This is a genomic window from Arthrobacter rhamnosi (genome assembly GCF_054510975.1).
Genome location: NZ_JBTNDN010000001.1, coordinates 129,476 through 142,417 on the forward strand (window position 1 = coordinate 129,476; position 12,942 = coordinate 142,417).

Genomic DNA, 12,942 nt, shown 5'->3' on the forward strand with positions numbered 1-12,942 from the left:
CGGCACGTTGCGACGCGGGGCAGGGACGGCACCCGCGGCACGCCGACCTAGGATGGAACCATGAAGATCCTCGTTACCGGTGGCAGCGGATACATCGGCTCGCACACCGTCCTGACCCTGCTCGAACACGGCCATGACGTCGTCGTCGTCGACAACCTCCTGAACTCCACCGAGACGTCGCTCCAGCGGGTGGCCGCACTCGCGGGCCGCACGCCGACGTTCCACCAGGCGGATCTGCTCGACGAACCGCGCCTGCGCACCATCTTCGCCGAGGAGAAGGTGGACGCCGTCATCCACTTCGCAGGCCTGAAGGCGGTCGGCGAGTCGGTCGAGAAGCCCCTGTACTACTACTCCAACAACGTCGGCGGCACCCTGAGCCTGCTGCGCGTGATGGAGGACGCCGATGTGCGCACCCTCGTCTTCAGCTCCTCCGCCACGGTGTACGGGGCGTCGGAGGAAGTCCCCCTCACCGAGAAGCTCCCCCTCGACGCGGTGAACCCGTACGGGCGCACCAAGGAACAGATCGAGGACATCCTGACCGACCTCGGCGCGGCCGACCCGCGGTGGAACATCGCCCTGCTGCGCTACTTCAACCCCGTGGGCGCCCACGCCTCCGGCACCATCGGCGAGGACCCTACCGGTGTCCCCAACAACCTGCTGCCGTTCGTGGCGCAGGTCGCGGTGGGACGGCGCGAGAAGGTGATGGTGTTCGGCAACGACTATCCGACGCCCGACGGCACGGGCGTGCGCGACTACATCCACGTGGTCGACCTGGCCCAGGGGCACCTCGCTGCGCTCGACTACCTCGTGGCGCGCGGCGGCGTGCACACCTGGAACCTCGGCACAGGCAACGGCTCCTCCGTCCTCGAGGTCCTCACGGCGTTCTCCGCCGCGGTGGGTCGTGACATCCCCTACGAATTCGCTCCCCGCCGGCCCGGCGACGCGGCCGTCAGCTACGCGGACCCGTCGTCGGCCCTCGCCGACCTCGGCTGGTCCGCGACCCGAACCCTCGCCGAGATGTGCGAGGACCACTGGCGCTGGCAGAAGAACAACCCGCAGGGCTACGCGACGGTCCAGGACGACTGAGACCACACACGACGGCGGCCGCCCACCTGGGAAGGTGGACGGCCGCCGTCGTTGCTGCTGGGGAGACCAGTGGGCGCCGGGGGTCAGCTCGCGGGGTAGTGCCGCTCTCCCTCGCCCGTGTACAGCTGGCGCGGGCGCCCGATCTTCGTCTGCGGATCCTGCATCATCTCGCGCCACTGGGCGATCCAGCCGGGAAGGCGGCCGATCGCGAAGAGGACCGTGAACATCTTCTCCGGGAAGCCCATGGCCTTGTAGATGAGGCCGGTGTAGAAGTCGACGTTCGGGTAGAGCTTGCGCTCGATGAAGTAGTCGTCGGCCAGGGCCTTCTCCTCGAGGCGCATGGCGATGTCGAGCAGTTCGTCGTTGCCGCCGAGCTTGTTGAGGATGTCGTGGGCGGTGGCCTTCACGATCTTCGCGCGCGGGTCGTAGTTCTTGTAGACGCGGTGCCCGAAGCCCATGAGCTTCACGCCGTCTTCCTTCTTCTTGACCTTCTCCATGAAGTCCTCGGGCTGCATGCCCTTGGCCTGGATGTCCCGCAGCATGTTCAGCACGGCCTCGTTGGCACCGCCGTGCAGCGGGCCGAAGAGCGCGTTGATCCCGGCGGAGACCGAGGCGAACATGTTGGCGTTGGAACTGCCGACGAGGCGCACCGTGGAGGTGGAGCAGTTCTGCTCGTGGTCCGCGTGCAGGATGAGCAGCAGGTCCAGGGCCTTGACCATCATCGGGTCGAGGTCGTACGGCTCGGCGGGCAGGCCGAAGGAGAGCCGCAGGAAGTTCTCCACGAGGTTCATGGAGTTGTCCGGGTACAGCATCGGCTGGCCGATGGACTTCTTGTGCGCATAGGCCGCGATGACGGGGAGCTTCGCCATGAGCCGGAACGTGGAGAGTTCCACCTGCTCGTCGTCGAACGGGTCCAGGGAGTCCTGGTAGAAGGTGGACAGCGCCGAGACGGCCGAGGAGAGCACCGGCATGGGGTGCGCGTCACGGGGGAAGCCGCCGAAGAAGCCCTTCAGCTCCTCGTGCAGCAGGGTGTGGCGGCGGATGCGGCCGTCGAACGTGCTCAGCTCCTCGGGCGTCGGCAGGTTGCCGTAGATGAGGAGGTAGGACACCTCGAGGAAGCTGGAGCTCTTCGCCAGTTCCTCGATGGGGTACCCGCGGTAGCGCAGGATCCCGGCGTCGCCGTCGATGTAGGTGATCGCGGACGTGGTGGCCGCGGTGTTCATGAAGCCGGGGTCGAAGGTGACCTGGCCCGTCTGCTTCAGCAGTTTCGACACGTCGTAGCCGTTGTTGCCCTCGACAGCGGGCACCAGCGGCAGGCTGAGTTTCCCGCCGTCGTAGTGCAGGGAAGCAGCATTCTGCTCGGTCATTGATTCTCCTTCAGGAGCTGGAGCGAGGTCGTCGCCACAAATCAGTCGCTACGCAGGAGGACAGACGTCCCACCGGCATCGCACATTCAGCTGAAACGCTACCGTCAGCGGGCCCCGATCACTAATCCTGCGTACCTTCACGGTGTAGTGGCGGGGGCCGGTCAGGGGGCGGTAGCGGCGAGCCGCGCGACCGCCGCCTCGATCCTCTCGTCGCTGCCCGTGAGGGCGACGCGGATGAATCCTTCCCCCGCGTCGCCGTAGAAGGTGCCCGGGCCCGCCAGGATCCCGAGCCCGGCGAGCCATCCGATGGTGTCCCAGGTGGGCTTCCCGTTCGATGCCCAGAGGTACAGGCCGGCCGCCGAGCCGTGAATCGTGAATCCGGCGGCTTCGAGCGCGGGAACCAGCAGTGCACGACGCCGGCGGTACAGGTCCTTCTGTGCCGCCACGTGCGCATCGTCCCCCAGTGCAACGCGCATCGCTTCCTGCACGGGGTAGGGCACGATCATGCCGGCGTGCTTGCGCGAGTTGACGAGGTTGGCGACGATCGCCGGGTCGCCGGCCGTGAACGCGGCCCGGTAGCCGGCGACGTTGGACTGCTTGCTCAGCGAGTAGACGGCCAGCAGGAGGTCGTGGGAGCCGCCGGAGACGCGGGGGTCGAGGACGCTGGGCACGGGCTCGCCGCCCTCCGCGGGGTCCCAGGGGCCCCAGCCCAGTTCGCCGTAGCACTCGTCGGAGGCCACGACGGCCCCGAGCGACCGGGCGTCGTCGACGATCGCCCGCAGGCCGTCGACGTCGAGCACCTCGCCCGTGGGGTTGCCCGGCGAGTTGATCCAGACGAGGCGCACACGCGCACGGACCTCCTCGGGAAGGTCGGCGAGGGAGTCGGACGCGACCGCCGTGGCCCCGGCGAGGTGGGCGCCGACGTCGTAGGTGGGATACGCCACCGCGGGGCGGACGACGACGTCGCCCTCCCCCAGTCCCAGCAGCAGGGGCAGCCACGCGACGAGTTCCTTGGACCCCACGGTGGGCAGGATGTCCTTCGGGTCGAGCCCGGGCACTCCCCTGCGGCGCGCGAACCACGCGCTGATGGCTTCCCGCAGGGCAGGTGTGCCGTGGGTGGTCGGGTACCCGTGGGCGTCGGCAGCCGCGGCGAGGGCGGCCTGGATGAGCTCCGGCGTGGGATCCACGGGAGTCCCGATGGACAGGTTCACTACTCCCCCGGGGTGCTGCGCCGCGATGTCCTGGTAGGGCGCCATCGCGTCCCACGGGTAGTCGGGCAGGTGCAGGCCGAAGGAGGTCGGCTCGCCGGCCGCCACCTAGGCGGGCTGGTTCTGGGGCGGCAGGGCCGCGATGATCGGGTGGTCGAATCCCGTGTTGCCGACCTTCGCCGCTCCGCCGGGCGAGCCGAGGTCGTCGAAGAACTCGACGTTGGCCTTGTAGTACTCGGCCCACTGCTCGGGGGTGTCGTCCTCGTAGTAGATGGCCTCCACGGGACAGACCGGTTCACAGGCGCCGCAGTCGACGCACTCATCGGGGTGGATGTAGAGCGACCGCTCACCCTCGTAGATGCAGTCGACGGGGCACTCCTCGATACAGGCCTTGTCCTTGACATCCACGCAGGGCTGCGCGATTACGTAGGTCACTTCCCACGCCTTTCTATGGAACGGGGTCGGCTGCCGCACCCTCGGTGCGGTTCCCAGCTTAACGCAATGCTTCGCTGCGACAGGACCACGGTGGCAGGCGCCCGTGCACCCTGCCCGGACCGGGAGGGGCCTACCCTGAATAGGTGCAGGATCCCTCAGCCTTCCTTGCGACTCTCCCCCTCGACACGAGGGTGGTGGTGCGCCGCCGCGTCGCCGACGGGTTCAGCGACTCCCTGGGCGACCTCGTCGCGCGCGACGGGACCACGTGCACGGTACGGACCCGCAGGGGCGACGACGTCGTCCGGCTCGCGGATGTCACCGCGGCACGGGCCGTGCCGCCCGCTCCGCCCCGCCGGGCCCCGCGGTGCGCAGGAACCCCGGGGACGCTGTGATCCGGAATCCGTCCACTGGCTGTCCGGCGGACGGACGCCGCCCCCGTCAGCGCGCTGTGCGCCGGCCTAGCCGCGAGGGAGCGAGGACCACGGCCCCGATCGCCACCGCGGCGAGTGTCACGGCGAGGACGCCGAAGAGCCACAGGTTGCCCGCGAGGGCCGAGCCCGGAGCGGTGGGCGACGCCCCGGTGAGGATCAGCGTCTTCGACGAGGTGGACAGCAGGGCCACCACGCCGTAGGCGACCGCGCCCGCCACCGCCGTCAGGACCACGTTCCTCGCCCAGAGCCCGCACAGCAGGAACAGGCTGCCGGCGAGCACGAGCGCACCGAGCGCGCCGACGGGGAGGGGAACGCCTCCCACGAAGACGAGGTGCCCGTGCAGCAGGGTGCCGAAGACAGCGGCGGTGGTTCCCGCTCCCCCGGCGCCCGCCATGGCGGCGGGCCGTACGCGAGCCCGACGGGCTGCCGGCGCACTCGCGCGTGCATACGCTGCGGCAGGCGCGGTACGGGAACGATCATCCCCGGGCCTGGGCGCGGAACCGCCTGCTCCGGCCCTTTCCGCCAACGACGGACGCCGGCCCTCCCCTGCTGGGGAGGAACCGGCGTCGTCGTATGCCACTGTTCTGCTGGTGGTGCCGGCGTTATGCGCGGGCGCGTGAACGCGAAGCGCGCATGCGCTCGTTGGCGTCGAGGATGACCTTGCGGATGCGGATGCTCTCCGGCGTGACCTCGACGCACTCGTCCTCGCGGGCGAATTCGAGGGATTCCTCGAGCGTGAGGTTGCGCGGCGGGGTCAGGTTCTCGAAGGTGTCGGAGGACGCTGCACGCATGTTGGTGAGCTTCTTCTCCTTCGTGATGTTGACCTCCATGTCGTCGGCGCGGGAGTTCTCGCCGACGATCATGCCCTCGTACACCTCGGAGGTGGGCTGCACGAAGAAGGAGCCGCGCTCCTGCAGGTTGATCATGGCGAACGGGGTGACGACGCCGGCGCGGTCGGCGATCATCGAACCGTTGGTGCGGTACTCGATGTCACCGGCCCACGGCTCGTAGCCCTCGGAGATCGACGCCGCGATGCCGGCACCGCGGGTGTCGGTCAGGAAGCGGGTGCGGAAGCCGATCAGGCCTCGCGCGGGGACGATGAACTCCATGCGGACCCAGCCGGTGCCGTGGTTGGCCATGTTGGTCATACGGCCCTTGCGGGCGGCCATGAGCTGGGTGACGCCGCCGAGGTACTCCTCGGGCACGTCGATGGTCATGTGCTCCATCGGCTCGTGGATCTTGCCGTCGATGGTCTTGGTGACCACCTGGGGCTTGCCGACCGTGAGCTCGAAGCCCTCGCGGCGCATCTGCTCCACGAGGATGGCCAGCGCGAGCTCGCCACGGCCCTGGACCTCCCACGCGTCGGGACGCGCGGTCGGCAGGACGCGGAGCGACACGTTGCCGATGAGCTCCTTGTCGAGGCGGTCCTTGACCTGGCGGGCGGTGACCTTGGCGCCCTTGACCTTGCCGGCGAGCGGCGAGGTGTTGATACCGATGGTCACCGAGATCGCGGGATCGTCGACCGTGATGAGCGGCAGCGGCTGGGGGTTGTCGACGTCGGTGAGGGTCTCGCCGATGGTGATGCCCTCGATACCGGCGACGGCGACGATCTCGCCGGGTCCGGCGGACTCGGTGGGGACACGGTCCAGCGCCTTGGTCGCGAGGAGTTCCGTGATCTTCACGGACTTCAGCTCGCCGTTCTGGCGGGCCCAGGCGACGGTCTGGCCCTTGCGGAGCGTTCCGTTGAAGATGCGCAGCAGGGCGAGGCGGCCGAGGAACGGCGACGCGTCCAGGTTGGTCACGTGTGCCTGCAGGACACCGTCGGGGTTGTAGCGGGGTGCGGGGATGTGCTCGATGATCGTCTGGAACAGGGGCTCCAGGTTGTCGTTCGACGGCACGGTCCCGTCCGCGGGCTGCTCGAGCGAGGCTGCACCGGCGCGGGCGGCGGCGTAGACGACCGGGACGTTGAGGATCGCGTCGAGGTCGAGGTCGGGGACCTCGTCCGCGAGGTCGGAGGCGAGGCCGAGGAGGAGGTCCATCGACTCGCTGACGACTTCCTCGATGCGGGAGTCCGGGCGGTCGGTCTTGTTGACCAGCAGGACCACGGGGAGCTTGGCTGCGAGGGCCTTGCGGAGGACGAAGCGGGTCTGGGGCAGGGGGCCCTCTGACGCGTCGACGAGGAGGACGACGCCGTCGACCATGGACAGGCCTCGCTCCACCTCGCCGCCGAAGTCGGCGTGGCCCGGGGTGTCGATGACGTTGATGGTGATCGTCTCGCCCTTGGCGGACGGGCCGTCGTAGAACACCGTGGTGTTCTTCGCGAGGATGGTGATGCCCTTCTCGCGCTCGAGGTCGCCCGAGTCCATGACGCGGTCGGCGACGTCGCCATGCGCAGCGAACGAGTTGGTCTGCTTCAGCATGGCGTCGACCAGGGTGGTTTTTCCGTGGTCAACGTGAGCCACGATGGCTACGTTGCGGAGATCGCTGCGGACAGCGGTGTTGCCTGTGGTTTCAGACATGCGTAAGGACTCAATTCAGTATCTACTGCGGGGAAATTGTCGGCGGCTGCAGTGCTCGCCCTCCCACCAGTCTAGGCGAGAGGTAAAAACAGACCTAATGCGCGGGGCCGACGGCGGCCCGTGTCCGCTCTCGGCGCACAAGGACGGCGGCCCTCCCGGGGGAGGACCGCCGTCGTCGTTCGTGTTCCGCAGCCGAGGACTGCAGCCGGATGATGCGCCTGCGTGATGCAGCTACCGGTTGCGCGACCCCCGCTACGCGACCTCGGGGGGCAGGACGAGTCCGGCGCCCGGGATGGCCGCGAGCAGTGCCTGGGTGTAGGCGGTCCGCGGGTTGTCGAACACCTCGTCGGTGGTCCCCTGCTCCACGAGCGTGCCCTTCTGCATGACGGCGACATGGTCGGCGATCTGCCGGACCACGGCGAGGTCGTGCGTGATGAAGAGGTAGCTGAGGCTGAGCTCCGACTGCAGGTCGGCGAGCAGGTTCAGGATCTGCGCCTGGACCAGCACGTCGAGGGCCGAGACGGCCTCGTCGCAGATGACCACCTCGGGATCGAGTGCCAGGGCGCGGGCGATCGCCACGCGCTGGCGCTGCCCGCCGGAGAGCTCGTTGGGAAAGCGCTGCATCATCGCGGAGGGCAGCGCCACCTGGTCGAGCAGCTCGCGCACCTTCTTCTCGCGGCTCTTCGCGGTTCCGACCCCATGGACACGGAGCGGCTCCTCGATGGTCCGGTAGATGTTGTACATCGGGTCGAGCGAGCCGTAGGGGTCCTGGAAGATCGGCTGCACGCGGCGCCGGAAGTCGAACATCTCCTTCCGCCCGAGCGTGGTGATGTCCACGCCGTCGAAGCGGATGCTGCCCGACGTCGCCCCCTCCAGCCCCAGGACCATCTTCGCCACCGTCGACTTGCCCGAGCCGGACTCACCGACGACGGCGGTGGTGGTGCCGCGCGCGATCGAGAAGGAGACCTTGTCCACGGCGGTGAAGTCGGTGGACTTGCCCCAGCTGCCGCGGATCTTGAAGACCTTCGTCAGGTCCTCGACCTCGATCACCCTGTCCAGCGCCGTGTCCAGCGCCGTGTTCCTCGCCGCGTTCTTCGCTGCAGCGGGAGCCAGCAGGTCGCCGGTCTCGATGCCGGCCTTCTTGGCCGACTCGATGCGACGGGACGCGATCGACGGCGCGGAGGCCACGAGCTTCTGCGTGTACGGGTGGCGCGGGTTGGTCAGCAGCTCGAGCGCGGGACCGGCCTCGACGACCTGCCCCTTGTACATGACGATCACCTTGTGCGCCCGCTCGGCGGCGAGGCCGAGGTCGTGCGTGATGAGCAGCACGGCGGTGCCAAGCTCCTCGGTCATGGTGTCCAGGTGGTCCAGGATCTGCCGCTGCACGGTCACGTCCAGGGCCGACGTCGGCTCATCGGCGATGAGCAGGCGGGGCCGGCAGGACAGGCCGATCGCGATCAGGGCGCGCTGGCGCATGCCGCCCGAGAACTCGTGCGGGTACTGGTTGGCGCGTGAGGCGGCGTCGGGCAGCCCCGCTTCCGAGAGCACCTTCGCGACGTCCGAGGGACCACTGGGCAGTCCGTTCGCACGGAGGGTCTCCCGGACCTGGAACCCGATCTTCCACACCGGGTTCAGGTTGGACATCGGGTCCTGCGGGACCATGCCGATCGACGATCCGCGGAGTTCGACGATGCGCTTCTCCGACGCGTGCGTGATGTCCTCGCCGTCGAAGATGATGCTGCCCTCGGAGACGCGCCCGTTGGCGGGCAGGAGGCCGATGGCGGCGAGGGCCGTCGTCGACTTCCCCGAGCCCGACTCCCCCACGATCGCGACGGTCTCGCCGGGCATCACGGTCAGGTGCGCATTGCGCACCGCCGGGACGTCCCCGTTCGACGTCGCGAACGTGATCGCGAGGTTCCGGAGTTCGAGCAGCGGCTGCGGGCCGCCCGACGGCGTCGGAGCCGCTGCGGCGGTGGGGGCGGCGCGGCGGCCGCCCTGGTTGGTTCCCATGCTGGAGCTCATCGTTTGCGTGCCTTCGGATCGAGAGCGTCACGCAGGGCATCGCCCAGCATGATGAAGCTCAGAACGGTGATCGACAGTGCGAGGCCCGGCCAGAAGATGGCCATCGGGTTGCTGCGCAGCGACGGCTTCGCCGAGAAGATGTCATTGCCCCAGGACATGACGTCCGGCGGCAGTCCGATGCCGAGGAAGGACAGCGTGGACTCCGCCACGATGAACGTGCCCAGCGAGATCGTCGCGATGACGATGACCGGCGCGAGCGCGTTCGGGATGACGTGCTTGACGAGGGCGCCCAGGGGCGAGACACCGAGCGACCGAGCGGCCGTGACGAAGTCCGCGTTGCGCACCTCGATGACGGCCGCCCGCGTGATGCGGGCGATCTGCGGCCAGCCGAACGCCACGAGGATGACGACGAGCGTCCAGACGTTGCGGTTCTGCTGGAACACGGGGAGCTGCACGACGACGATCGCCCCGAGGATGAGCGGCAGGGCGAAGAAGATGTCACCCACGCGGGCGAGGATGGCATCCATCCAGCCGCCGAAGAACCCGGTCAGCGCGCCGATCAGGCCGCCGATCAGGACCACGCCGAGCGTCGCGAACAGACCGACGGTCAGCGAGGACTGCGTGCCGTGGACCACGCGGGAGAGGATGTCGCAGCCCTGGACGGTGAAGCCGAGCGGGTGCCCGGGTGCGGGACCGCCGTCGGAGTTTTCGAGCAGGCAGTTCTCGTTCGGCGGCTCGTGCGTGAAGAGCCCGGGGAACAGCGCCACGAAGATGACCGCGAGGATCAGGATCGCGCTGATGATGAACAGCGGCTGCTTCCGCAGGCTGCGCCAGGCCTCGCCCCAGAGGCTGCGGGGCGCGGCGTCGGACACGGCGCTGTCCGTAGCCCGTACCGGCGTCTCGTCGGGGTCTGCGACGAAGTGCTCGATCGGATAGGCGGACCGCTTGGTGCGTGCCGCCGGGGTGGGTGCGGTCGCGGCGATCTCGATGGGTGTTGTTGGTTCAGGCATATCGAATCCTTGGGTCCAGCCACGCGTACAGGAGATCCACCAGCAGGTTCGCGAGGCAGAAGATGAGGATCAGGAACGTGACGATCGAGACGACCATCGGTCCGTCACCGTTCAGCACGGCGCGGTAGAGGGTGTTGCCGACGCCGTTGACGTTGAAGATCCCTTCGGTGACGATCGCGCCGCCCATTAGGGCGCCGAGGTCGGCGCCGAGGAAGGTCACGACAGGGATCAGAGAGTTGCGGAGCACGTGCACGACGACGACCCGATTGCGGCTGAGGCCCTTGGCCGTCGCCGTCCGCACGTAGTCGGCGTTCACGTTCTCGATGATGCTGGTGCGGGTCAGGCGCAGGACGTAGGCGAAGGACACCAGTCCGAGGACCACGGCCGGCAGCAGGAGTTCGGCGAACGTCGCGTCGCCGCTCACGGTCGGATTGGTCCACTGCAGCTTGACGCCGATGAGGAACTGCATGAGGAAGCCGAGCACGAAGATGGGCACGGCGATCACGATCAGGGACAGGACGAGGACCGAGGAGTCGAACAGCTTCCCCTTGCGCAGGCCGGCGATGAGGCCGAAGAGGATGCCGAAGACGGCCTCGATGACCAGGGCCATGACGGCGAGCTTCGCCGTGGTCGGGAAGACCTCGGCGATGATGGTCGCGATGGGCCGGCCGGAGAAGTTGGTGCCGAGGTCGAACGTCACCACACCCTTCAGGTACAGCAGGTACTGGATCCAGAAGGGCTGGTCGAGGTTGTACTGCTCACGCAGTCCGGCGACGACGGCAGGGGTGCAGCCGCGCTCGCCGCAGATGGCGGCCGTGGCATCGCCGGGAAGGCTGAAGACCAGGAAGTACACCAGCAGCGTGGCGCCGAGGAAGACGGGGATCAGCTGCAGGAAGCGTCGGACGATGTACCAGGCCATCAGCGCGCACCTCCCGGTGCGGCAGGCGTCCGGACGGGACGCAGGTGGGGAAGGCTCATGAGGTGTTGCACCTTTTCGTTGGAGCACGGAAAAGGGGCCTGCCCGCCGGGCAGGCCCCGAGTCCGTTACGGGTTACTTGCCGGTGATGGCGTAGTAGAGCGGAACACCGTTCCAGCCGAACTCGACGTTGTCCACGTTGTTGCTCCAGCCGCCCTGGGCGACCTGGTACCACAGCGGGATGGCCGGGAGGTCCTCCAGGAGCTGCTCCTGGGCCTTGTTCATGGCCTCGTTGCCCTCCTCGACGGAGCTGGCGGCGAGTCCCTCGGTCAGCTCCTGGTCGAAGTCCGGGTTGCTGTAGCGGGCGTCGTTGGACCCGGCGCCGGTGGCGTAGATGGGTCCGAGGAAGTTGTACAGCGACGGGTAGTCGGCCTGCCAGCCGGCACGCAGGGCACCCGTGAGGGTCTCCTCCGTGGCTTCCGTGCGCGCTTCCTTGAAGGTCGCGTACGGCTTGCCCGCAACCTCGATCCCGAGGTTGTTCTTGATGTTGTTCACCACGGCCTCGACCCACGTCTTGTGGTCGCCCTTGTCGGCGTTGTAGCCGATGGTCAGGGGCTGCGACTCGTCGTAGGGCGCGATCTTCTCGGCGTCGGCCCAGAGCTTCTTGGCCTCGTCCGGGTTGTACTCGAGGTTCTCGCTGCCCGGCAGGTCCGCGCTGTAGCCCTCGAGGACGGGAGCGGTGAAGTCCTTCGCGGGTTCACGACCGCCGTTGAAGATGACCTCGGTGATCTCGTCGCGGTTGATCGCCATCGACAGCGCCTGGCGCCGCAGCTTGCCCGCCTCGCCGTCCCAGTTCGGGAGGTAGTACGGCACGGCGATGGTCTGGTTGCCCGCGTAGGGCGACTCGATGGAGCGCTCGCCGAGGTCGTTCTTGAAGTTCTTGATATCGCTCGTCGGGATCGTCTTCAGGACGTCGAGGTTGTCCGAGATCAGGTCCTGGTACGCCGTCGTGTCGTTCTGGTAGATCTTGAACGTCACGCCACCGTTCTGGGCGGCCTGCGGGCCTTCGTACTCCTCGTTCGGAACGAGTTCGATCTGCTGGTTGTGCTGCCAGGCGCCCTCGGAGGCGAACTTGTAGGGTCCGTTGCCGATCGGGTTCTCGCCGAAGGCTGCAGGGTCCTCGAGTGCCGCGGCGGGCAGCGGGAAGAACGCGCTGTACCCCAGGCGCAGCGGCCAGTCGGACTCGGGCTGCGCCAGCTTGACGGTGAACGTCTGATCGTCGACGACGGTGAGGCCGCTCATGGTCTCCACGGTGGAGCCCTCGGCGCTGGCCTCGTCGTAGCCTTCGATGCTCTCGAAGAAGTAGCTCGAGAGCTGCGCGTTCTTCGCGGCGGCGCCGTAGTTCCAGGCGTCCACGAAGGAGCTCGCGGTGACGGGGTCACCGTTGGTGAAGGTCTTCCCCTCCTTGAGCGTGATCGTGTAGTTCTGGGCGTCCTCGGTCTCGATGGACTCCGCCATCTCGTTCTGGGGCTTGCCGTCCGCGTCATAGCTGACCAGGCCCGCGAAGATGAGGTCGAGGATCGCTCCGCCGCCCACCTCGTTGGTGCTGGTGGGGATCAGCGGGTTCTGGGGCTCGGATCCGTCCACCACGATGACGGCGTCCGTGGTGCCGCCGCCCGTGCTGGATTCAGTGCTTCCGCCGCCGCATGCACTCAGCGACAGGACGGCGATGGCCGCGACGCTGAGCATGTGGGAAGTGCGCGTGAAACGCATTCCGCCTCCTAGTTATTTGGGTTGTTCCGGCGCTGATGTGGCCGGAAAGTTGTCCCGCAGGTAGCGAGAGCAAACTCACACCGGAAGATTCTATGCCCGTTCTGTTGCTTCCCTGAACATCCTGTCGGCGAAGGCTCCCAGCCGGCTTTCAGCTTCGGCGGGTCCTTCCCGTGTT

At 68.1% G+C, this 12,942-nt stretch carries 11 protein-coding genes; 2 read left to right on the top strand and 9 right to left on the bottom strand.

Annotation, left to right across the window (positions count from 1 at the left end; genetic code table 11):
• Positions 1-60: 60 nt before the first annotated feature.
• Positions 61-1,086 carry a UDP-glucose 4-epimerase GalE gene (gene galE, locus ACX80J_RS00540; RefSeq protein WP_459346460.1) on the top strand — a complete coding sequence of 342 codons (1,026 nt, stop codon included), beginning with the start codon at positions 61-63 and terminating at the stop codon, positions 1,084-1,086.
• An 83-nt stretch (positions 1,087-1,169) separates the two neighbouring features.
• Here galE and ACX80J_RS00545 read toward each other — a convergent pair whose 3' ends face one another.
• The 3 genes from ACX80J_RS00545 to fdxA all read right to left on the bottom strand — a co-directional run bounded on the left by ACX80J_RS00545 (position 1,170) and on the right by fdxA (position 4,096).
• Complete coding sequence (locus ACX80J_RS00545) at positions 1,170-2,453, bottom strand: citrate synthase (RefSeq protein ID WP_459346461.1); 1,284 nt, start codon at positions 2,451-2,453, stop codon at positions 1,170-1,172.
• Positions 2,454-2,614: 161 nt separating this feature from the next.
• Positions 2,615-3,769, bottom strand: a complete 1,155-nt coding sequence (gene dapC / locus ACX80J_RS00550; protein ID WP_459346462.1) for a succinyldiaminopimelate transaminase — start codon at positions 3,767-3,769, stop codon at positions 2,615-2,617.
• Positions 3,770-4,096 (bottom strand): ferredoxin, encoded by a 327-nt coding sequence (gene fdxA, locus ACX80J_RS00555; RefSeq protein ID WP_049829022.1) that lies wholly within the window; start codon positions 4,094-4,096, stop codon positions 3,770-3,772.
• 143 nt (positions 4,097-4,239) lie between these two features.
• On the opposite strand from fdxA, the gene ACX80J_RS00560 reads away from it, so the two are divergent.
• On the top strand, positions 4,240-4,488 hold the full coding sequence (locus tag ACX80J_RS00560) for a hypothetical protein (RefSeq protein WP_459346463.1): 249 nt from the start codon (positions 4,240-4,242) through the stop codon (positions 4,486-4,488).
• 46 nt (positions 4,489-4,534) lie between these two features.
• Here ACX80J_RS00560 and ACX80J_RS00565 read toward each other — a convergent pair whose 3' ends face one another.
• The 6 genes from ACX80J_RS00565 to ACX80J_RS00590 all read right to left on the bottom strand — a co-directional run bounded on the left by ACX80J_RS00565 (position 4,535) and on the right by ACX80J_RS00590 (position 12,767).
• The gene (locus tag ACX80J_RS00565) at positions 4,535-4,921 is read right to left on the bottom strand and encodes a hypothetical protein (RefSeq protein WP_459346464.1); all 387 of its coding nucleotides are present in this window, start codon (positions 4,919-4,921) and stop codon (positions 4,535-4,537) included.
• A gap of 208 nt (positions 4,922-5,129) precedes the next feature.
• Complete coding sequence (typA, locus tag ACX80J_RS00570; protein ID WP_459343686.1) at positions 5,130-7,046, bottom strand: translational GTPase TypA; 1,917 nt, start codon at positions 7,044-7,046, stop codon at positions 5,130-5,132.
• A 252-nt stretch (positions 7,047-7,298) separates the two neighbouring features.
• Complete coding sequence (locus ACX80J_RS00575) at positions 7,299-9,056, bottom strand: dipeptide ABC transporter ATP-binding protein (protein WP_459346465.1); 1,758 nt, start codon at positions 9,054-9,056, stop codon at positions 7,299-7,301.
• 8 nt (positions 9,057-9,064) lie between these two features.
• Positions 9,065-10,078 carry an ABC transporter permease gene (locus ACX80J_RS00580; RefSeq protein ID WP_459346466.1) on the bottom strand — a complete coding sequence of 338 codons (1,014 nt, stop codon included), beginning with the start codon at positions 10,076-10,078 and terminating at the stop codon, positions 9,065-9,067.
• Positions 10,071-10,997 carry an ABC transporter permease gene (locus ACX80J_RS00585; protein WP_459343689.1) on the bottom strand — a complete coding sequence of 309 codons (927 nt, stop codon included), beginning with the start codon at positions 10,995-10,997 and terminating at the stop codon, positions 10,071-10,073. The genes ACX80J_RS00580 and ACX80J_RS00585 overlap by 8 nt, the downstream gene beginning before the upstream one ends.
• A gap of 132 nt (positions 10,998-11,129) precedes the next feature.
• Positions 11,130-12,767, bottom strand: coding sequence for a peptide ABC transporter substrate-binding protein (locus ACX80J_RS00590; RefSeq protein ID WP_459346467.1), 1,638 nt, complete (start codon positions 12,765-12,767; stop codon positions 11,130-11,132).
• Positions 12,768-12,942: the final 175 nt, after the last annotated feature.